The organism is Pseudomonas fluorescens, from assembly GCF_902497785.1.
GTDB lineage: Bacteria > Pseudomonadota > Gammaproteobacteria > Pseudomonadales > Pseudomonadaceae > Aquipseudomonas > Aquipseudomonas fluorescens_BO.
In genome coordinates this window covers 32,653-52,678 of the sequence record NZ_CABVHK010000001.1, presented here as the reverse complement: position 1 = coordinate 52,678, position 20,026 = coordinate 32,653, and the positions used below count along the sequence as shown (strand labels likewise).

At 57.2% G+C, this 20,026-nt stretch carries 18 protein-coding genes and 1 tRNA gene; 5 read left to right on the top strand and 14 right to left on the bottom strand.

Going from position 1 to position 20,026, the window contains the following annotated elements; genetic code table 11:
- Position 1: 1 nt before the first annotated feature.
- The 4 genes from F8N62_RS00260 to F8N62_RS00245 form a co-directional block, all read right to left on the bottom strand.
- On the bottom strand, positions 2-979 hold the full coding sequence (locus tag F8N62_RS00260) for an ABC transporter permease (RefSeq protein WP_150709192.1): 978 nt from the start codon (positions 977-979) through the stop codon (positions 2-4).
- Positions 976-2,529 carry a sugar ABC transporter ATP-binding protein gene (locus F8N62_RS00255; RefSeq protein ID WP_150709191.1) on the bottom strand — a complete coding sequence of 518 codons (1,554 nt, stop codon included), beginning with the start codon at positions 2,527-2,529 and terminating at the stop codon, positions 976-978. The genes F8N62_RS00260 and F8N62_RS00255 overlap by 4 nt, the downstream gene beginning before the upstream one ends.
- A 55-nt stretch (positions 2,530-2,584) precedes the next feature.
- Positions 2,585-3,541 carry a sugar ABC transporter substrate-binding protein gene (locus F8N62_RS00250; protein WP_150709190.1) on the bottom strand — a complete coding sequence of 319 codons (957 nt, stop codon included), beginning with the start codon at positions 3,539-3,541 and terminating at the stop codon, positions 2,585-2,587.
- Positions 3,542-3,727: 186 nt separating this feature from the next.
- Entirely contained in the window at positions 3,728-4,177 is a 450-nt protein-coding gene (locus F8N62_RS00245) for a hypothetical protein (RefSeq protein ID WP_150709189.1), read from the bottom strand.
- A gap of 352 nt (positions 4,178-4,529) precedes the next feature.
- On the opposite strand from F8N62_RS00245, the gene F8N62_RS00240 reads away from it, so the two are divergent.
- The 3 genes from F8N62_RS00240 (at position 4,530) to F8N62_RS00230 (ending at position 6,759) form a co-directional block, all read left to right on the top strand.
- On the top strand, positions 4,530-5,618 hold the full coding sequence (locus tag F8N62_RS00240; RefSeq protein WP_150709188.1) for an asparaginase: 1,089 nt from the start codon (positions 4,530-4,532) through the stop codon (positions 5,616-5,618).
- Between the two features lie 177 nt (positions 5,619-5,795).
- The gene (locus F8N62_RS00235; RefSeq protein WP_191632329.1) at positions 5,796-6,065 is read left to right on the top strand and encodes a DUF1654 domain-containing protein; all 270 of its coding nucleotides are present in this window, start codon (positions 5,796-5,798) and stop codon (positions 6,063-6,065) included.
- A gap of 4 nt (positions 6,066-6,069) precedes the next feature.
- Positions 6,070-6,759 (top strand): endonuclease, encoded by a 690-nt coding sequence (locus F8N62_RS00230; RefSeq protein WP_150709186.1) that lies wholly within the window; start codon positions 6,070-6,072, stop codon positions 6,757-6,759.
- A 12-nt stretch (positions 6,760-6,771) separates the two neighbouring features.
- Here F8N62_RS00230 and F8N62_RS00225 read toward each other — a convergent pair whose 3' ends face one another.
- Entirely contained in the window at positions 6,772-7,137 is a 366-nt protein-coding gene (locus F8N62_RS00225) for an SPOR domain-containing protein (protein ID WP_150709185.1), read from the bottom strand.
- Between the two features lie 250 nt (positions 7,138-7,387).
- Between F8N62_RS00225 and csrA the strand changes: the two genes are divergently transcribed.
- The gene (csrA, locus tag F8N62_RS00220) at positions 7,388-7,579 is read left to right on the top strand and encodes a carbon storage regulator CsrA (protein WP_008028241.1); all 192 of its coding nucleotides are present in this window, start codon (positions 7,388-7,390) and stop codon (positions 7,577-7,579) included.
- A 176-nt stretch (positions 7,580-7,755) separates the two neighbouring features.
- On the opposite strand, the gene F8N62_RS00215 is transcribed toward csrA, so the two are convergent.
- From F8N62_RS00215 to F8N62_RS00195, 5 genes are all read right to left on the bottom strand, one after another.
- Positions 7,756-8,211 carry a DUF2214 family protein gene (locus F8N62_RS00215; protein ID WP_150709184.1) on the bottom strand — a complete coding sequence of 152 codons (456 nt, stop codon included), beginning with the start codon at positions 8,209-8,211 and terminating at the stop codon, positions 7,756-7,758.
- A 340-nt stretch (positions 8,212-8,551) separates the two neighbouring features.
- The gene (locus F8N62_RS32210) at positions 8,552-8,926 is read right to left on the bottom strand and encodes a GtrA family protein (RefSeq protein ID WP_150709183.1); all 375 of its coding nucleotides are present in this window, start codon (positions 8,924-8,926) and stop codon (positions 8,552-8,554) included.
- Positions 8,923-9,891 (bottom strand): glycosyltransferase family 2 protein, encoded by a 969-nt coding sequence (locus F8N62_RS00205; protein WP_150709182.1) that lies wholly within the window; start codon positions 9,889-9,891, stop codon positions 8,923-8,925. Before F8N62_RS00205 ends, F8N62_RS32210 begins: the two co-directional genes overlap by 4 nt.
- Before the next feature lie 10 nt (positions 9,892-9,901).
- Positions 9,902-11,752: a hypothetical protein gene (locus tag F8N62_RS00200; protein ID WP_150709181.1), complete on the bottom strand. Its 1,851-nt coding sequence runs from the start codon at positions 11,750-11,752 to the stop codon at positions 9,902-9,904.
- Positions 11,753-12,585: 833 nt separating this feature from the next.
- A tRNA-Val gene (locus F8N62_RS00195) sits at positions 12,586-12,662 on the bottom strand.
- A 183-nt stretch (positions 12,663-12,845) separates the two neighbouring features.
- Between F8N62_RS00195 and F8N62_RS00190 the strand changes: the two genes are divergently transcribed.
- On the top strand, positions 12,846-14,129 hold the full coding sequence (locus F8N62_RS00190; RefSeq protein WP_150709180.1) for an NAD(P)/FAD-dependent oxidoreductase: 1,284 nt from the start codon (positions 12,846-12,848) through the stop codon (positions 14,127-14,129).
- 118 nt (positions 14,130-14,247) lie between these two features.
- Here the strand turns inward: F8N62_RS00190 and F8N62_RS00185 are convergent, their stop codons facing one another.
- From F8N62_RS00185 to F8N62_RS00170, 4 genes are read right to left on the bottom strand one after another with little or no spacing between them, the layout of a single operon-like run.
- A complete protein-coding gene (locus F8N62_RS00185) occupies positions 14,248-15,219 on the bottom strand; it encodes an XdhC family protein (protein WP_150709179.1) in 972 nt (323 codons plus the stop codon).
- Between the two features lies 1 nt (position 15,220).
- Positions 15,221-16,456 carry a c-type cytochrome gene (locus tag F8N62_RS00180; RefSeq protein WP_150709178.1) on the bottom strand — a complete coding sequence of 412 codons (1,236 nt, stop codon included), beginning with the start codon at positions 16,454-16,456 and terminating at the stop codon, positions 15,221-15,223.
- Between the two features lie 2 nt (positions 16,457-16,458).
- On the bottom strand, positions 16,459-16,998 hold the full coding sequence (locus F8N62_RS00175) for a (2Fe-2S)-binding protein (protein ID WP_150709177.1): 540 nt from the start codon (positions 16,996-16,998) through the stop codon (positions 16,459-16,461).
- The gene (locus tag F8N62_RS00170) at positions 16,991-19,822 is read right to left on the bottom strand and encodes a xanthine dehydrogenase family protein molybdopterin-binding subunit (protein ID WP_150709176.1); all 2,832 of its coding nucleotides are present in this window, start codon (positions 19,820-19,822) and stop codon (positions 16,991-16,993) included. Before F8N62_RS00170 ends, F8N62_RS00175 begins: the two co-directional genes overlap by 8 nt.
- Positions 19,823-20,026 lie beyond the last annotated feature (204 nt).

Below are 20,026 nucleotides of genomic sequence, written 5' to 3'. Positions count from 1 at the left end.
CTCAGGTCCGCCGGCTTGCGCGCTGACTGCGATAGGTATCGAGCACCACCGCCACCACGATGACCGCGCCGGTGATGATGCGCTTGGTCGGCTCGGTCGCACCGATCTGCGCCAGACCGGCGGCCAACACCGAAATGATCAGGACGCCGAAAAAGGTGCTGATGACCGAACCACGCCCGCCCATCAGGCTCGTTCCGCCGATCACTACCGCTGCGATCACTTGCAGCTCCAGGCCAGAACCGGCATTCGGGTCCGCCGCTTCCAGACGCGAAATCTGAAACAGCGCGGCGATCCCCGCGAGCAATCCCATCAGACTGAAGACCAGGATCTTGTAGGGTTTTGGATTGATCCCCGCCAGGCGTACGGCTTCTTCGTTGGTGCCAATGCCGATCAGGTAGCGGCCAAACACCGTGCGGGTCAACACAGCCTGGGCAATGATAATGATCAGCAAGGCAATGATGAACGACGGCGAGATACCGAAGGCAATCGGGTTGGACAGCCAGGCGAAGGCATCACCGATGTACGCCGTGCGCGAACCGGTCATTTGGTACGCCACGCCGCGGGCCATTTCCAATACGCCAAGGGACACGATGAACGACGGAATCCGCCAGGCCACGGTGATCGAACCGGTGAGGGTTCCGGCCAGTGCCGCTGCCGCCATGCCGAGCAATGCGGCCGGCAGAACGCTCCAGCCCCAGCCGAGAATCGCCACACTGACCGTAGACGCGGCGAGTGCCAGCACCGAACCCACCGACAGGTCTATGCCGCCGATGATCAACACGAACGTCATGCCGACCGCCAGCACCATCAAGTCCGGTATCTGGTTGGCCAGGGTGCTGAACGTGTCATAAGACAGAAAATGGCTGCTCAACACCGAGAACAGCGCGACCATCGCCAGCAAGGCACCGGCCAGGCCCAGATAGGTGCCGAGGCCGTAAAAATTGCCGCTGCGTTTTCCGGCCGACGTTGCAGTATTCATGGAAGATCCCTAGGCGCTGCTTCGTTGAGCAACGCATCACGTTTTTGGTAGCCGGCAAAAGCGGCGGCAAGCAAGTCATCCTGGGTCCAGCTGTCGCGCTCGAATGTCTCGATCAGACGCCCCGCCGACAGCACGCCGATCCGGTCGCAGATCAGCATCAATTCACGCAGGTCGCTGGACACTACCACCAGCGCCTTGCCCTGACGGGTCAGTTGACCGAGCAGTGCATAGATGTCGAATTTTGCCCCGACGTCGATGCCGCGAGTCGGCTCGTCGAACAGCAACACCGAGCAATCGCGCTCAAGCCAGCGGCCAATCACGACTTTCTGCTGGTTGCCTCCGGACAACTCCGAGACCAATTGCGTCGGGCTGGAACTGCGGATGCGCATCGCGTCGATCTGACGCTGGGCCAGTGACATCTCGTCAGTGTTGTTAACGAAGCCAGCGCTGGAAATCACCGGCATGTTGCCCAAGGCAATGTTGGCACTGATCGACTGGGTCAGCAGCAAGCCTTCGCCCTTGCGGTCTTCGGTGATCAGGGCAATGCCATGACCCACCGCATCCGCCGGTGAACGAATACTCACAACCTGTGCCGGCGAACCCAGCGCAACCGTGCCGCTGTCCGCCATGTCGGCACCGAAGATCAAGCGCAGCAACTCGGTGCGCCCTGCCCCGATCAGACCGGAAATACCGTAGATTTCACCGGCACGCACTTCGAAGGACACGTCGCGCACCTTGTCCGAGCGGGTCAGCCCCTGGACCGTCAATGCTGGAGCGCCGATTTTGCGCGGCCCCATGTCGATGTGTTCGCCGAGTTCACGGCCGACCATCAGGGTGACCAGTTGCTCACTGTTGTAATTGGCCATCGGCTCGACGCAAACCAGATTGCCGTCGCGCAACACCGCAATGCGCTGAGCGACCCGCGCCAGCTCTTCAAGGCGGTGCGAGATATAGATGATCGATACGCCGCGCGCTTGCAAACGCGTGATCTGCTCAAACAGCATTTCGACTTCACGCGCGGTCAGCATCGCGGTCGGCTCATCGAGGATCAAAACATGACAATCGCCGATCAGGTTGCGGGCGATCTCGACCATTTGCTGGTGACCGATACCCAGTTCACCGACCAGCGTGTCCGGATCGATCGCGTCGAGCCCGACCTGCGCCATGGCGTCTATGGCCGCCTTGCGCAGTTGCTTGCGGCTGATCCAGCCGCCATTGCTGGGCAAATTGTCGAGAAACAGGTTCTCCGCCACCGACAAGGTCGGCAACAGATTGAGTTCTTGCATGACCATGCGAATGCCCAGGTCTTCAGCCTGGGTGCGGCTGCCTGGGCGGTAATCCTGCCCCTGAAATTGCATCTGGCCGGTGCTCGGCGTGACCAGCCCGCCGATGATTTTCGACAGCGTACTTTTGCCGGCGCCATTCTCGCCGGTCAGCGCCAACACCTCACCGCGCACCAGCGTCAGGTCGATGCTGGTGAGGACAGGTTGCGCGTAGGTCTTGCCGATGCCGCTGACCGAGAGGACAGCGTTCGGAGCGGAAACTGACATAAAAATCTCCATGCGCTCCCCCGGACGGGCGAGCGCCGTTTTGTCGCCAGAAGGACTACTTGGTCACCAGCTCTACCGGAGTTTCGATGACGCCGTTGGTGCCACCGTCGACTTTCTCACCTTTGATGATCTTCAGCGCGGTCTCGATGCCGAATACGGCCTGCCGGGCAGCGAACTGATCAGCGGTAGCGAGGACGCGACCATCCTTGAGCATTGGCTTGATCGCATTGATATTGTCGTAGCCGACCACTTGCACCTTGCCGGCCTTGCCCGCAGCGCGCACGGCGGAAACCGCGCCGACCGCCATGCTGTCGTTGCCGGCCAGCAACGCTTTGACTTGCGGATATTCGCTCAGGATCGACGCTGCAACCTTGTTGCCTTTATCGATTTCCCAGTCACCGGACTGCAACGAAACGACCTTGATCTGCGCCGCTTCCATCGCGTCCTTGAAACCGGCGGTGCGAGCCTGGGCGTTGGTGGTGGTGGACACGCCTTCGATGATGCCGACTTCGTCACCGGCCTTCAGTTGTTTCGCCAGGTATTCGCCCACCAGACGCGCGCCTTTGCGGTTGTCGGGGCCTACGAACGGAACAGTGATATTTTTGCTTTTGACGACCGCTGGATCCAGCTGGTTATCGATGTTGATCACAGTGATGCCGGCATCGATGGCTTTCTTGATCACCGGGACCATGGCCTTCGAATCAGCGGGAGCGATGACCAGCGCATTGACTTTGGCCAGAATCATTTGCTCGACAATGCGCGTCTGCCCCGCAGTGTCCGTTTCGTCTTTGATGCCGTTGGAGATCAGGTCAAAATCGGCGGAGTGATCTTTCTGGTAGGCCTTGGCGCCATCTTCCATGGTCAGGAAGAATTCGTTGGCCAGGGATTTCATGACCAAGGCGACTTTAGGCTTTTCAACAGATTCGGCGAAGGCCGAGGAGACAGGCAGCGCGGCGGATGCGGCAGCCAGCATAGCGACAGCGAGAAGACGTCCAGCGAATGGCAGCTTCATGGGTTCACTCCGATCTTATGATTATTCTGAGCAACGCTTGCGCTGGCGTAAGCTTCACCGCGATTAGCGATGGAACACTCCATCGGCAGCACCGCGCAAACGTTTGCGAAGACCGAACTATGCGAACCCTGCTTGCATTTGTCAACGACCGAAAAGCACGCTGAGTGCTTCGGTCGACATCATCGGTCAGGCCGTGGTGCTGATCACACCGCCCGAGCTGGACCCCTTGGCCAATTCCTTGACCAGATTGCCCGACACTTCCAGCAACGCACCATTGGTGTCGGCGAGCTGCCCCTGAATCGACATGACCACCGCGGCTTTGGCTTCGGGTGTCGAGTATGACGCAGCCTGCGCAGCTGCCAGTTGCTGCTGTTGCTCGCGCAGTTGCTGCTGCAGTTCCTGCATGCGCTTGAGCAACATTTTCACCGCGATGCTTTGATCGCTGCCACTTTCTTCTTTAGCTTCGGTCGGGGCGCCTCCGCCGGTTCGAACCTGGGTTTTACCCCCCTCTTCCTCGCTGCCCAATGCCTGGGTCGAAGCCTGCGAAGTCGCTTCGCTCAAGGCGTTGATCGTCGCAGTGGACTTTCCACCAATAGTGATTGCGCCTGCATTGGGAAAACCGATCGAAAACGACATGGGAACACTCCTGAGAAAAAATCCTTTGAAGGGCATCGACCCGCACGTGGATTTCTTTAGTGATGGATCGCCGTCTGCCAAGACGAGTTGCTTCCCGACCGCCGCACGCCCTTTCGGTGGGCCGAACACAAATGCCGGAGATCGTCGGAAACCCGGACAAAATCTGGTATAGGTTTTTTTGGCGAACTTAAATTAATTGATACAAATCATTAAGTTAAGGCTGTTTTTTCAATTCAGGATATGACTGGTACAGATCCTGCTCCCTCATATCCACTCCAGACATGTTTACCTGTCCGGGGGCGCATCTAGATGAACCTGCATCCGCACCGTCTCACGACTAGAGAGAAAAATAATGACAATTGCTTTCAAGACTTTCGTTCCGGGCGCCTTGGCCCTGCTGCTACTGCTTCCTGCTGCCCTTCAGGCCAAAGAAGCCGAAACCCAACAGAAACTGGCAAACGTGGTAATCCTGGCCACCGGCGGCACCATTGCCGGAGCAGGTGCGAGCGCCGCGAATAGCGCGACCTATCAAGCGGCAAAAGTCGGCATTGAACAGCTGATCGCCGGGGTTCCGGAGCTGAGTCAGCTGGCTAATGTTCGTGGCGAACAGGTCATGCAGATTGCGTCGGAAAGCATCACTAACGACAACCTCCTGCAACTGGGCCGTCGCGTCGCCGAACTGGCCGACAGCAACGACGTCGATGGCATCGTTATCACCCACGGCACCGACACCCTGGAAGAAACCGCCTACTTCCTGAACCTGGTGGAAAAAACCGACAAGCCGATCATCGTTGTAGGCTCCATGCGCCCGGGCACCGCGATGTCTGCCGACGGCATGCTGAACCTGTATAACGCCGTGGCCGTGGCCAGCAGCAAAGACGCGCGCGGCAAAGGTGTGCTGGTGACCATGAACGATGAAATTCAGTCGGGTCGCGACGTCAGCAAAATGATCAACATCAAAACCGAGGCGTTTAAAAGTGCCTGGGGTCCGCTGGGCATGGTGGTCGAGGGCAAATCCTACTGGTTCCGCCTGCCGGCCAAGCGTCACACCATGGACTCGGAATTCGATATCAAGAACATCAAGAGCCTTCCTGATGTCGAGATCGCCTATTCCTACGGCAACGTGAGCGATACTGCCTACAAAGCGCTGGCCCAGTCCGGCGCCAAAGCCATCATCCACGCCGGCACCGGCAATGGCTCGGTGTCTTCGCGGGTCGTTCCAGCCTTGCAGGCCCTGCGCAAGGACGGTGTGCAAATCATTCGTTCTTCCCACGTCAACGCCGGTGGTTTCGTACTGCGTAATGCGGAACAGCCTGACGACAAGAACGACTGGGTCGTGGCACATGACCTGAACCCGCAGAAAGCTCGCATCCTGGCCATGGTCGCGCTGACCAAGACCAATGACAGCAAAGAGCTGCAACGGATGTTCTGGGAATACTGATACACCCTCGCCCGACCCGTTCCGGTCGGGCACTGCTTCTCTCACTCGCCAGCCCCGGCGAGTGATCCCTCAGCTGATAAAAAAACTCTCTCTTCCTACACCAAACGGTAAAAACCGCTGTCAGAGGATTTTCTTGAATTTTAAGCGGTTGCGAAATTGCTTACAGTTAAATACTGTATGCACGTACAGCTTAATAAGGATAAATCCGTGGCCACGACTTCCGTCTCTCCCGACGCCTATCAACGCATGGGCATTCGCGTTCAGAAAATCATCAACTCCCCCACCGCCCAAAAAGCCAAAGCGGCGCTGATCTTCCGTCTTCCCGACGAGCCAGTGGATGAGTGGGAACAGTTGCTCGAAGAAATCGACGAAAACGACAACGTCACCCTCGCCTATCGCGACGATGGCGGTGTGCAGATTTTCTGGGTTGTGCCGAAGGAAGATTGAGTCAATGAGTGTTCGTTGTTTAGCTTTATTGTTTTTGCTGTTGGCGATGGGTGCCCAGGCAGACGCCCCGCGCACGTTCAACGAAGCCAAGAAAGTCGCCTGGAAGCTTTATGCCCCGCAATCCACCGAGTTCTACTGCGGGTGCAAATACACCGGCAACAAGGTGAACCTTTCGGCCTGCGGCTATGTTCCGCGCAAAAATGCCAAACGCGCTGCCCGCATCGAGTGGGAGCACATCGTCCCCGCCTGGCAGATCGGCCATCAGCGCCAATGCTGGCAGGAAGGCGGACGCAAGAACTGCACGCGTTACGACCCGACCTACCAGAAAGCCGAAGCCGATTTGCACAATCTGGTGCCGAGCATCGGTGAGGTGAATGGGGATCGCAGCAATTTCAGCTTTGGCTGGCTGCCGGAGCAATCCGGTCAATACGGCTCATGCCTGACCCAGGTCGACTTCAAGGCGAAGAAGGTCATGCCGCGCCCGTCCATCCGCGGCATGATCGCCCGAACCTACTTTTACATGAGCAAACAGTACGGCTTGCGCTTGTCGAAACAGGATCGGCAGCTGTACGAAGCCTGGAACAAAACCTATCCGGTCCAGGCGTGGGAACGCCAACGCAACCAAAGCGTGGCGTGTGTGATGGGACGCGGCAACGAATTCGTCGGGCCGGTGAACCTTAAAGCGTGTGGTTAAACGATCAGACCGTCACTGAGTCACAGGACGCTCTGTGACCAGTAACTCGATATTCTGTTTTTTCGCACGAGTCAGTGCCGCGCGCACCTCTGCTTCTTTGGCCTCAGCCTCGGCCTTCGAATTGAAAGGCCCCATCAGAATGCGGGTCTTGCCATTTTCCTTGACCACGCTGGAAACGAAACTGTGCTCAATCAGCCAGCCGCTCAGGTCACTGACCGCTTGAGTGATTTCACCGCGCACCTCCAGATCCCACTGGGGCGCGGAGGCGGCTGCGGGCGTTGCGATTGTCGCCGGTTGCGGTTTTTGCGCGTCAACGCTCTTGCCTTCACCACATCCCGCCATTGCCAGTACTGCGATTACCACGGCCATTTTGCGCACAACGCTTCCCTCTGAATGCTGAAAGCGGGGATTTTAACATTCATGAATACTTCCCGAGTGCCGCAAAATGGGCGCAAAACAACGAGAATCATGGATGCGGCCTCTGTATAGTTACGCCTTGGGAATTAATGCAGCATCTGCGCGTCAGAAAGAGGCACCCAAACCGTGAGACTTCGCACTAATCTATACATACCACCGACCTCTGCACTGTCCGAATCAGGTGCCCTACAAAGCAATCAAGGAGAAGACCATGCTGATACTCACCCGCAAAGTCGGTGAAAGCATAAACATTGGTGATGACATTACGATCACCATTCTGGGCGTAAGCGGCCAGCAAGTCAGAATTGGCATCAACGCCCCGAAAGACGTTGCGGTGCACCGCGAAGAGATTTATCAGCGCATCCAGGCTGGCCTGACCGCCCCGGACAAGCCGCAATCCTGAATCCGGCTGCAGTCCGTAGCCAGCCCGTTCGCCCCGGAACCACGGCTGGCTAAAATTCGAGTGTCGCCGGCAGCCCTGCACCTACCCACATCGTGAGCCGATACTAACGGCATGCCTCTGAGTCTGGCTGTCGGACATTTCCGATAAAACCGGGGGAAGTCGGTAATCGTACTGCGCTAACCAAACGTCACACCCCGCGCCATACCCGTGGCCGCCACCACCATCAACAACACCAGCAACGCTTCGATATGACTGATCCGCGCGAACAGCTTTGCACGGCCGGAATCGATAGCGGCACCGCGCGCCAGCGCAATGCGCCACTTGATCAGCGTTATCATCGGTGCAACTTCGAGCAACAGAATAAGAACGAAAAGCGTCATCTTCAGATGGAACAGCGGTTGGTGCAGGTAGTAGTCAGTGCCTTTTTCGTACCCGCCGAAGGCTCGCATCCCCCCGGTGACCAGCAAGATAAGTGCAGAAATCCCCCACAGATTGTCTGCAATCAATACGCCCCGCGCATCACCAGCCCCGGCAGCCAAGCGCCGGAACGCCGCGCTGCGAGTGAGGACTGCCCAAAATCCCAAGGCGAACGCCAGGAGGTGGATTGCGGCAAGAAACCAGTGCACAAGCATTTGAATACTCCCGTCAGGCCGACATTCAGATCGGCCTGAAAGTAGTAGTCGAAAAAACTGGAATGTGCCTGCAACCGGCGACCGAAGAGGGCTCGCAGAAAATTGCCAGCGCCCGCCCCGGCAACCCCGGTAAAGTCGAGAGGATTACTGACGCCTCTGCATCCACCCTATCAACATGAATGCGAGCCCGGGTATTAATAGTCCGGGGGCGACATACGCGAATGTCCCTTCGCTGATCAGCCCCGTCAAACCGAAGCAAAAGCCGCAAACCGTGAGTGGGATCCCGCAGAGAAACATCGGGTTTCGCAACGCCTTTTCCATGGCACATCTTTCCTTTCAATCAGGTCCGTGAAGAATTGAAAACAATTTTTTTAGAAATTACGTAATTCAAGACAAACGCGACGCCTTCGGTAAAAATCTTTGCAACGTACGGCCAGCCCGTTTCTGCACTCAATACTCCGACCAGGAGACTCGTAAAACACAGATTGATCGCCCACAGTATTAGGTATCGTTTTGCGCGCGTCGCATGCGCCCCCTGCTGATCCCCAAATGTGAAATGAGTGTGAACGTAGAAAGCAGTGACGCCAGAAAAAACCTTGGAAATCGCATTACTACCTGCAGATGGCAGTCCCAAGTGCAGGAGAACGGCAAAGATCAGGAAATCAAGGCCAAAGCATCCTATCTGAATGGAAAAATATTTGAGAAACCTTATCATTTTACAAGCTTGCGAAGAGATTTCTGACGCGGGCGCGTGGGTATGCTGCTCACGTCATAGGCAATAAAGGATAGAAGTAATTGAAGGCCTAGTATCACCGGTAGAGCAGACAGCATGACGGTGCCCGCGGTGGCAGGTACACCTGCGAAGAACGAAAGCGCCCAGGCGTAGCCCCCGAAGCCCAAACCGAAAAGAAACAGTGGCACCCCAAACAACAACTCGAACGTCGCGGCCGACATATCACGCAGAAAGTAGTTATAGCCCACGCGCTTCACAAAATTACGCAAATGACCAAAGCTGAAATCAACTAATGCGCGGCCATATCGTAAATTGCTGACCTCATCTCCATACACCGCATCCATGGGTATCTCGACAACAACGGCCTTAATTGTGCCGAGCCGGAATAGCATGTCGGTTTCAAAAAAATACCGGTTACTAATCTTTTCCAAGGGAAGATGCTGGACGATTTCAGCGTGAATAGCAGTATAGCCATTCGCCGGATCAAATATATTCCAGTAACCCGAAGACAATTTGTTCAACATCGAAAGTGCTGCATTCATTACCAGACGCAGACGTGGCATACGATGCAATTCGGTTGTATCAAAGAAACGATTGCCCTTTGTGTAATCTGCCTCTTTGTCGAGAATCGGCGCTACGAACATTGGAATCAGGCGCGGATCCATTTGACCGTCGCCATCCAGCTTAACAATCACATCAGCCCCGGCGGCGACCGCAGCACGGTAACCCGTCATAACTGCCCCGCCGACCCCCTGGTTCATTTCATGGTGAATAACCACTACTCGCGGATCCACCACGGTATCAATGACGTAATGCCCTGAACCGTCTGGACATTTGTCATCGATGACAAATATTGAGGTCACCTCGGGCCCGATTCGAGCGATCAAATCCGAAATATGCCTGACTACTTTGTACGATGGAATAACAACTGCAATGTGGTGATTCATAGATTAGCTCTTATTCACTCTTCAAGCGTTTAAGTCGCAGCGTGCCGCCATCTCTGGCAACGGCAAACGATGCCGGCGAAATCCCCTGATCCGCGGGAGCAAACCAACTGCCATAACGCACCCAAAACTCTGCATCCACTTTCCCCAGGGCCAGGAAATCGTAACCATCCAAAGCCGCATCAAGGGGAAGATCACACGCATAGATATCGTCCTTGGAGACAGGAACGCGGAGCACCCAGCATTTGGTATTGATCACCATTGGAGCCATCTCATACCGGAACATGAAGAACGTATAACCGGTCGAGTACGGATCGATGAAGTAGGTCTTTTGATTCGGTTTCGCAACAGATCGAATATCAATGGACAACTGACGAGAGATATCCCGCAAGCCAGATAGCTCTTGGTGCCTGGCCTTGCCTTCGTCTGTAAAGAAGGCAGCATGCACCTTCGGTATCAACACGAAAACCATCAGGAGGAGTGGCAGCATCACAAAAGACACAAGCCGTGATCGTTGCATTACTGCAATCTGTTGGCCGGCAGCACCTGCCAACGCAAAGCCCCATGCGAGCAGATAAGAACCAAAATATCGCTCAAAGGAAGCCAGCCGTACACTTTCGTAGTCTGAAAAATAAAAACCATAGCTCAGCAGCAGAAGACAGCTGAATGCGACGAGACCCGCCGCAACAATACTGAAGATAAATAGCTGGCGAACCCTGATAGCCGTGGGCAATAGCCACACGTGAATGCCTGTAAGCACAACAAGGATGAGCGCTTCTAATGCGGGGCTAATCAGAGACACCCCACTCGAAGCATCAGCGGGCAGTATTCGTTGCCAAAACTCGGCCCATACCGCTACATGCTTATCGGAAGTAGGGTTTATGAAAAACTCGAGCACGTTACTGATCGTCATCACTCTGGCATAAGGATCAGTCACACCAAGGCTAAGATAATAGGAATGCCAGCTCAATTGAGTGAACGCTACACCTGCGATTGCTGCGAAAACACAGGCAGCGATACGAATTCTCTGTTGCCGGCTCGGCAGGGTACGGCAATCAAAAACGGCCGCTACCACCATCGCGCCGAGCCCCACCAACGCAAACGCAAATCCGACGTGCTTCACTAACGGCAGAAACATCAACATCGGGATAACGATCAAATACCCTCTGATGTCAGATTTTTTTGCAAGCAAAATTGCTACTGCAGCACCTAACAAAGCACCCAGTATAAGATCGACGTAAATTTCGTATATATCGTAGCCAAGCCCATATATAACAACAAAACACACCATCAATATGGAGATAGCAACCAGTGGTTTTCGGGCAGAGTTACTGACCAAAGCCAAAACAGCTGCAGCAAGTAATGACATGTGCGCAAACAGGATCGTACCGTCTGCCGCTCCCATGACTTGCGCGAAATAATACTGAAACAGCGCTGTACCTGGCGGATAGGCCAAGAACATGATCTGCGAATCGGCGGTGAATAATCTATTTTCAGCGATCAGGTACTTGGCAACCAGTGCCCAGTGAGAAAACTCGTCCCAACCGAGAAACTGATAGCGCTTGTTCCATATAAAGCCGAAGACCACAAATGCGAGAATGGCGCCACAAACAAACACATTCTCTGTCAACTTCAATTGCCGGAATTTTAATCTCATTGCCGCCAAAACAGAGACTGCTGCACCGCACCACAACAAAACCATTGCTGTTTCATGTAAATACCCGAGCAACGACCCACAATAGAGCACAATGCTTATCGAGCAGAAAACCGCAAGTAAAGCTTCGCCGATAGAACTACGCGTTGCCTTGGCAAAAAAAACAACATACCCAAACATAGATATTGCGAAAAATAAAACCTTTAACAAGTGCATCTCCTAATTGAAAAACTTCGTGATGACGGCGATGAGACAAGGTCCTTGAAGCTCATTGACACCTATAAGAGAACCGTCATAACGTCCCTACTTGATAAAACTTATATTTCGCTTTCAATTTACGTTTTTGTTCAAGACGTGTTTTAGATCTTTTAGCCCTGCAGATCTCTCCCAAAAATGGGCGGCCTTGTCTGTAGGACGAATCTTACACGGCGCTGCCGAGTGTTGCTATTCTTTGCAGGATCCTCCGACTGGACTGCTTGAAGGGATTGCCAAGGTCTCTCACCGACGGCCCACCCCCTTCAAGCGAGCGATATCACGCAAACTGTCGGGCTACTACAACGGCAGGCCGCGCGGTTTGGTGAGTTGGTTTACTTGATCGTGGGCTGATCGAAGACGTGAAGCGACTGTAGCGGCCCATGAACGGCAAGGAAGGAGTTCATCTGACCCTAAGCAGGGTGCTTAGGCAGTAAGCGGTACCAAGACCGGGTGAACGCACTTACGTAGTTACGCACAACGCAACCGACAATCAGAAAACGCTCAAAAACTCTGCCTCGCGATTTTGATAATTCATCTACCAACCTGGCAGTACCAGCGGGCAAGGCGCATGAATGTGCGCGCAGCCGCATAAATACATCCGGGCGCTGATGGGGCATGCGAACGAGAAGATGACGAACCATTATCGGGCAGCACTACGAGAAGACGATTCGAGTACCGGGAGGTGTGCGCTGAGTTGGCGTTTTATGGAGATTGCAAAATTGCGACAACAAAAAAGGGCCCACCTTTCGGTGAGCCCTTCTAGACCGCCCAGCAGAGCGGATTTTGTTTGGTAGGCGCGATTGGACTCGAACCAACGACCCCCACCATGTCAAGGTGGTGCTCTAACCAACTGAGCTACGTGCCTGCTGTGAGGCGGCATTCTACGGAATTCCGGAGGGGTGTCAACACCTTTTTTCGAGCTAACCCTATGAATATGCAAAATATTTAATTTGGTTGCGACGACGTCGAATTTGCGGTGGCTGGCGGTCGATTTTTAACTCGGGTAGGATCGGAGCACTCGTAAAATATATTAAACAGAGGCTGCAGGATGGCGAACATTCCCTACCCAGAGTCCTATTACGCGGCGTCGGCCAATGCGGTTCCGCCCCGCCCCGCCTTGCAGGGTGAAGTAGAGACGGATGTCTGTGTGATTGGCGCGGGTTACACCGGTCTGTCCTCTGCCCTGTTTCTGCTGGAGAACGGTTTCAAGGTCACGGTGCTGGAGGCTGCCAGGGTCGGCTTCGGGGCGTCGGGTCGCAATGGTGGCCAGATTGTTAACAGCTACAGCCGCGACATCGATGTGATCGAGCGCACGGTCGGCCCCAAGCAGGCACAGTTGCTGGGTCAGATGGCGTTTGAGGGTGGGCGGATTATTCGTGAGCGGGTGGCCAAGTACAACATTCAGTGCGATTTGAAGGACGGCGGTGTGTTTGCCGCGATCACTGCCAGGCAGATGGCCCATCTGGAATCGCAGAAGCGTTTGTGGGAGCGTTTTGGTCACACGCAGCTGGAGCTGATGGATCAACGGCGCATTCGCGAAGTGGTCAGCTGCGAGCAATACGTCGGCGGCATGCTCGACATGAGTGGCGGGCACATTCATCCGCTGAACCTGGCGTTGGGCGAAGCGGCCGCCATCGAATCATTAGGCGGCACTGTCTATGAGCAGTCGCCGGCGGTGCGCATCGAGCGCGGTGCCAATCCGGTGGTGCATACGCCTCAGGGTAGAGTCCGGGCCAAGTTCATCATCGTCGCCGGCAACGCCTACCTCGGGAATCTGGTGCCGGAATTGGCGGCCAAATCGATGCCTTGCGGAACTCAGGTGATTACGACCGAGCCGCTGGGCGAGGCCCTGGCCAAGCGTTTGTTGCCGCAGGATTACTGCGTCGAAGATTGCAATTATCTGCTCGACTATTACCGTCTGACCGGCGACAAGCGTCTGGTGTTCGGCGGTGGTGTGGTGTACGGCGCGCGGGATCCGGCGAACATCGAGGCGATCATTCGGCCGAAGATGCTCAAGGCGTTCCCGCAGCTCAAGGATGTGAAGATCGATTACGCCTGGACTGGCAATTTCCTGCTGACCCTGTCGCGTCTTCCGCAGGTCGGGCGCCTGGGCGATAACATTTACTATTCCCAGGGTTGCAGCGGCCACGGCGTGACGTATACGCACCTGGCGGGCAAGGTGCTGGCCGAAGCATTGCGCGGCCAGGCTGAGCGTTTCGACGCGTTTGCAGATTTGCCGCACTACCCTTTCCCCGGCGGACAGCTACTGGGGACGCCGTTTGCGGCATTGGGGGCCTGGTATTACGGGTTGCGGGATAAGCTCGGGTTCTGACAGACACCCTAAACCCTGTGGGAGCGAGCCTGCTCGCGAAGACGGATAAACATTCAATATTGATTTTGAATGTGAAAACCGCTTCGCGAGCAGGCTCGCTCCCACAATGGCCGGGGTGTCAGAGCCGATGCCGGGGGATGCCGCTGCGGATCCGCAGGATGTCGGCGAGGACGGCCAGGGCGATTTCCGCGGGGGTTTTGCTGCCCAGGTTCAGGCCGATCGGTGCATGGATTCTCGCTATTTCGCCGTCGCCCAAACCACCAATCCTGCGTAGCCGCTCGAAGCGTTTTTGCGAGGTCTGCATCGACCCCATCACACCGATGTAGAACGCCTCGGTGCGCACCGCTTCCATCATTGCCAAATCATCAATGCGTGGATCGTGAGTCAGTGCCACCACTGCCGTGTCGCTGTGACAGCCGCCATCGGCGATGAACACCGACGGCAATTGTCGTCGAATCTCGACGTTGTCCAGCACCACGCCTTCGAGCACGTCATCGCGCGGGTCGCAGAGAATCACCTCGAAACCCAGGCCCACCGCAAACTCCGCACACGCCTGAGCAACGCTGGAGTACCCGGCGAGCAATAACCGCTGAGCCGCACCGATGCGCACGCGAACCCGGTCGACTTCTCGCTCGATGCGCACACCCTGCTCACGATCATCAAACAAAGTGCGCGCACCACTGGCCAGATCAACCTCACGAATCAACCGACGCTGGCCCAGCAACGCCGACTCCAGCTCGCGCAGATGCGCCTGAACCTCGCACTCAGGTTCAAGCTTTTCCACCAGTACATCGAGCACACCGCCACAGGGCAGGCTCACCCGGGAACGCGGATCATCGCCCTCGCCATACCGCACGACAGTCACGGATTCGAGAAACGCACCTTCGGCGACGCGCTCGAGAAAATCCTCCTCGACACAGCCGCCGGACAACGAACCGATCCAGTGTCCGTCTGCATTTACCGCCAACAGCGAGCCCGGCGCACGTGGCGCCGAGCCGTAGGTGGCAAGTACCGTGCACAGCCAGATGCGCTGCCCGGCCATTGACCATTGCAGCGCCCGGCGCACCACTTGCAGATCGAGATGCTGCATGTCAGTGCACCTTGTGCTCAAGCGGCGGGGCATCGGCCCGTAGCGTCTGCACGTCGCTCACTGCCAGATCACCCGGTTGACCACCCCAACCCTGACGCAGGTAGTTCAGCAGATCAGTCAGTTGTTCGTGGCTGAGTTTTTCAGCGAAGCCCGGCATTGGTTGCATGTGTTCGAAGCCGGAAAATTTCTGCTCCCCGATACCGTCGTCGATCACCCGCACCAGGTTGCGCGGATCTTCCAGACGCAGCGTTGTGTTGCCACGCATCGCCACCGCAATGTGCGGTTTGCCTTCGCCTCCCGCTGCGTGGCAACCGGCGCAGACGTTCAGGTAATCCTGACGACCTCGCTGGGCGCTGGCACTCAGTTGCTCCAGCGGCACGTCCGTCAGCACCTTCGCCGCTGGCGGTTGATCGCCGAGCAGGTAAGTCGCCATGGCCGCCAGATCCGGGTCATTGAGGCCTTGGGTGCTGTTGTGGAACACCGGGAACATCTCGTTGAACATCGTGCCTTGCGCGCTCATGCCGTGCTTGAGGAACGAGCTCAGGTCCTGATGATTCCAGCCGCGAGCGGCCAGGTCATTGGCCAGCAGGCTCGGCGCCAGATAGCCGTTGAGCAGGCCGCCGGTCATGCGCTTGTCCTGCTGCATCGCGCCGGGCAAACCACGCGGGGTGTGGCATTCGCCGCAATGGCCGAGCACGTCGACCATGTACTGACCGCGCTTGAAAGCCTCGCTCTTGCCTTCGGTGGACGACAGTTTCACGTCCTTGCCGTAGAGCATGTTCCAGCCCATCAGACCGAGGCGCACGTTGAACGGAAAGCCCAGACGGGTGACCGGCGCTGCACGCTCGATCGGCTCGACGGTTTTCAGGTACGCGTGAATCGCGTCCGAATCTGCACGCGGCATCAAATGATACGAGGTGTACGGCATCGCCGGGTACAGGTTGGCGCCATCGCGACGCTTGCCCGCGGTGAGCGCGGCGAAGAATTCGTCATCGCTGTACAGGCCGATGCCATGCTCTTTGCTCGGGGTGATGTTGGTGCCGTAGATCGTACCGAACGGCGAGACGATTGGCAGACCGCCCGCATACGGCGCGCCACCCGGTGCGGTGTGGCAGGCCATGCAGTCAGCGGCGCGGGCGAGATAGGCCCCGCGAACCACCTGATCATCCGCCTGCGCCAACAACACCGGCGCAGCCAGACCAACCGCCAACGCCAGGCGGGAAAGTAAATGCTTCATGCTTAACCCTCCTTGACCAGGCCGAGATCGGTCAACACATTGCGCGTCGCGCTGTAGTAGCGCACGTAGCCGGTGCAGCGGCAGATGTGGTGACCGAGGCTGTCTTCGATGACTTGTTCCAGCTGGCTTTTGACGATCGGCTGACGCTGCAATTTTTCCACCAGTACCGTCGCTGCATTGACGAAACCCGGCGCGCAATAGCTGCACTGGAAAGCGAATTCATCGACGAAGCGCTGCTGGATCGGGTTCAGCTCGGTGACCTTGCCCTGCTCGTCGCGGGTTGCGTGACCTTCAATGGTCCGGACTTTTTTGCCTTCGAAATAATGCGCACCGGTGATGCAGGTGCGCACTTCTTCGCTGGTGCCATCGGGGTTGTCGACGATGACCACGCAAGCGTGGCAGATGCCTTGACCGCAACCGAGGCGCGAGCCGGTGAGGTTTTTGTATTCGTGCAAATAGTCGATCATCGGCAGGTCATCAGGGATGTCCACCGGGCCGACGGCTTGACCGTTGAGGGTCAGTTGAAGCGGACGGTTAGGCATTGAGGGCCTCCTTGATGCGGGCAGCAGTGATAGGCAGGTCGCGGACCCGTTTACCGATGGCATGCGCCACGGCGTTACCGATGGCGCCGACCACCGGGATCATCACCACTTCGGCAATGCCCTTCGACGGATCGCTCGGCGACAGCGGCGGCAGGATCTCGGCCGTCTGTTTCCACACCGCGACATGGCGCGCCATCGGCAAGCGGTAGCGGTTGAAGTTCCAGTCCCCCTCCCCCGGTCCGCCTTCGTACAGTGGCATCTCTTCCATCAGCGCATGACCAATGCCCATGGCGATACCGCCTTCGAGCTGACCCTTGACCAACTCTTCCACCAGTACCCGACCGCACTCGACCCACGAGTGATGGTTGAGCACCTGCACTTCGGCCGTCCCTTTGTTGACTTTGAGTTCCACCAGCGTCGCGACCGGGCTGTAGTAAGTCACCGCCGCGTTGTTCAACTGCGTGTCCGGGTAGTGCACGTTCTGGCGGTCGAGCAGATGGAAACCGGCACTGTTCATCTGCGCCTTTTTCACGCTGGGCGCACCGTCGCCGTACTTCACCGCCAAGCTGTCGAGCGGCAGACGCTCGCGCACGCCATCAATGCTGAATTCGGCTTCGGCCCAGCTCCAGCGGTTGAAACCGTGCACGGTCGCGCCGGTCACCAGCCCTTTTTCGTGAGCATGCCTGGCCAATTGTTCGAAGCTCAGCGGTTGCATGCCGTTGGCGGTGAGTTTGCCGTCGACCCAATGCGCATCCTCGCGACGCACCACATACGGGTTGGCCTGGCCGCCGTAAGGGCCCTGCCCCCAGATCTGCAACGCTGCCGGCCACAAGCCATGGTTGAAAAGCACGCGCGCCGCTTCTCGGGTGGCGTGGCTGAAGTAGTACGCGGAGTTGGTCGCCGAGGACGCCGAAGCCAGTTTGCCGACCCAGCGCGGGTTACGCAGGAAGTTGTCCTGCTCGGCCTGACTCATGATGTACGGGTTGCCGCCGGTGATCAGCTGCAATTCCTTCCATTCGGTCTCGCCGGTCTTCACTTCAGTAGCCGGGCTGCCGAGGAAATCGGCCACCACCAGCGCTTGCGAAGTGGACATGCCGGTGCCGATTTCGATACCGATGTGGCGCAGGGTGATGTGCCCTTCAGCGGTGAATTCGATGCTCGCCATCGGCGCTTCGGAACCGGTGCCAAAATCTTTCTGGCAGATCGCGAAACCCACGCCGTACCAGTTATCCGGATCCTGGGCTTCGCGCTGTTGCTTGAGCACGTCGCGATTTTTCCAGACTTCGTTGACGGCCGCCTTGTCGAGAATCTCGTGCAGGCGCAAGGCACCCGCCGGCACCGCGCCCTGGGTATTTTTCATGCCTGAGAGCATGGCGTTTTTCTTGCGCAGGTCGATGGCGTCGATACCGAGACGACCGGCAATTTCATCGATCATCATCTCGGTGGCGGCCATGCTTTGCAGCGTGCCGTAGCCGCGCATCGACCCGGCCTCGACCGCACGCGAATGATAGGCGGTGACCTGCAGATCGTTCTGCGGCATGTAGTAAATCGACTGCGCGGCCGTGGCGCCCACCGCCGCCACCGACGGGCTGTAGTTGACGCGTCCGCCGCCGTCGACGCTCATCTCGGCGCGGAAAATCTTGAAGCTGTGATCGGTCTTGTCCACGGCCAGCTGGTAGCGGATGTCGAACGGGTGACGCTTGATGCCGCTCTGGAATTGCTCGTAGCGATCGTTGGCCAGGCGCACCGGCACACCGGCACCGTACAACGCCGCCAGCGCTGCGTAGTAGACGAAAATGTTGTGGTCTTTAGAGCCGTAGCCGACGGTGTAACCCGGGTGCATATTGAGGTTGGCCAGACCGAAACGCGACGGCGCGATCATCTTCGCGGTCTCGGTCGCGGTTTCCAGCGGGCACTGAGTGGCGACGACAAAATGCAGGGTCTTGGTCGCCGGGTCGTACCAGCCGTTGCCGTTGTCCGGCTCCATGGCTGCGGGTTCGATCGACGGGGTTTTGTAGCGCTCGTCGAACACCAGCCAGTTGTCTGGCGGGGCGTCGATCTGTTGTTTCATGCGCTCGGCGTAGAACAGGCCGCGCTCGGTCAGGTTGCCGTGCAGGTTCGGTTGCGAGTTCCACACCGGGCGACGGTTGCGCAGCATCGGGAACAGGATCGAGTCCTTGAGGCTGGCGAATTCGTCTTCATCCGCCGAGGTTGCACCGCCGACGCGCACGTAGCGAAAACTGCCGTAGGGGTCGCCTTCGTAGAACGGCGCCGTGTCGCCATAGCGAATGGCTTTGTCATTGAATTTGAGTTGGGCCTTGGCCTGGCGGAAGCGTTCGAAGTTGTTCCAGATCAGGATCGCCACCGGATGCCCGATGAACATCGGCACCTTGCCTTCGGGCAGCAGCGGATCAGGCGCGTGCTCTTCCGGGAACGCAATGCCGTCCTTCTCCAGGTCGGCGGCGGTAACGATGCGGTCGGGCTGCAAATCGGCTCCGAGCCACGACAGGTCGTAACCGGCGTAAATGCGGTCGGCCTTGATGGTTTTCAGCAGCATCGCGTGGCCCTGTTGCTGGGGCCAGCCCGGCATGTCCTTGGCGCGAATGTCGCGGGCAAACACTTTGCTGCCGCAGACTTTCGACAAGGCATCGTTACGCGAGCGCGCCTTGCCGTTGTTGCCAAGCCATTGCTCGGACGGCACGGTCACGCTGTTTTCCATCAAGGCGGCCAGGGCCTGACTGCTAAGCGGCGTGAGCGTCACGCTCACACCCGCCACCAGCCCGCCCTGAAGGAACGAGCGCCGGGATATATCACGGTTGGACATGGATCATCCTCTGGGCGGTTATAGGTCCGCCCTTCTGGTTATGTTCTGGAAATCTCGAGTCTTGCAGGAGCCCTTCTGGACGAATCAAAGGGCTGTGTTGACAGTGCAAAGCTGACCGAAAGGTTAACTTTATAGACTTCTGCACTTTTAGAAAACAACTGGTTACAAGTATCTGACTAAAGAATCAGAAAATCTTGGTTTGCG

Coding starts and splice junctions, on each gene's coding strand:
- F8N62_RS00190 (WP_150709180.1), top strand. CDS start 12,846: ATGGCGAACATTCCCTACCCAGAGTCCTATTACGCGGCGTCGGCCAAT.
- F8N62_RS00215 (WP_150709184.1), bottom strand. CDS start 8,211: ATGCTTGTGCACTGGTTTCTTGCCGCAATCCACCTCCTGGCGTTCGCC.
- F8N62_RS00235 (WP_191632329.1), top strand. CDS start 5,796: ATGCACGTACAGCTTAATAAGGATAAATCCGTGGCCACGACTTCCGTC.
- F8N62_RS00170 (WP_150709176.1), bottom strand. CDS start 19,822: ATGTCCAACCGTGATATATCCCGGCGCTCGTTCCTTCAGGGCGGGCTG.
- F8N62_RS00175 (WP_150709177.1), bottom strand. CDS start 16,998: ATGCCTAACCGTCCGCTTCAACTGACCCTCAACGGTCAAGCCGTCGGC.
- F8N62_RS00245 (WP_150709189.1), bottom strand. CDS start 4,177: ATGTCGTTTTCGATCGGTTTTCCCAATGCAGGCGCAATCACTATTGGT.
- F8N62_RS32210 (WP_150709183.1), bottom strand. CDS start 8,926: ATGATAAGGTTTCTCAAATATTTTTCCATTCAGATAGGATGCTTTGGC.
- F8N62_RS00260 (WP_150709192.1), bottom strand. CDS start 979: ATGAATACTGCAACGTCGGCCGGAAAACGCAGCGGCAATTTTTACGGC.
- F8N62_RS00255 (WP_150709191.1), bottom strand. CDS start 2,529: ATGTCAGTTTCCGCTCCGAACGCTGTCCTCTCGGTCAGCGGCATCGGC.
- F8N62_RS00240 (WP_150709188.1), top strand. CDS start 4,530: ATGACAATTGCTTTCAAGACTTTCGTTCCGGGCGCCTTGGCCCTGCTG.
- csrA (WP_008028241.1), top strand. CDS start 7,388: ATGCTGATACTCACCCGCAAAGTCGGTGAAAGCATAAACATTGGTGAT.
- F8N62_RS00250 (WP_150709190.1), bottom strand. CDS start 3,541: ATGAAGCTGCCATTCGCTGGACGTCTTCTCGCTGTCGCTATGCTGGCT.
- F8N62_RS00205 (WP_150709182.1), bottom strand. CDS start 9,891: ATGAATCACCACATTGCAGTTGTTATTCCATCGTACAAAGTAGTCAGG.
- F8N62_RS00185 (WP_150709179.1), bottom strand. CDS start 15,219: ATGCAGCATCTCGATCTGCAAGTGGTGCGCCGGGCGCTGCAATGGTCA.
- F8N62_RS00180 (WP_150709178.1), bottom strand. CDS start 16,456: ATGAAGCATTTACTTTCCCGCCTGGCGTTGGCGGTTGGTCTGGCTGCG.
- F8N62_RS00230 (WP_150709186.1), top strand. CDS start 6,070: ATGAGTGTTCGTTGTTTAGCTTTATTGTTTTTGCTGTTGGCGATGGGT.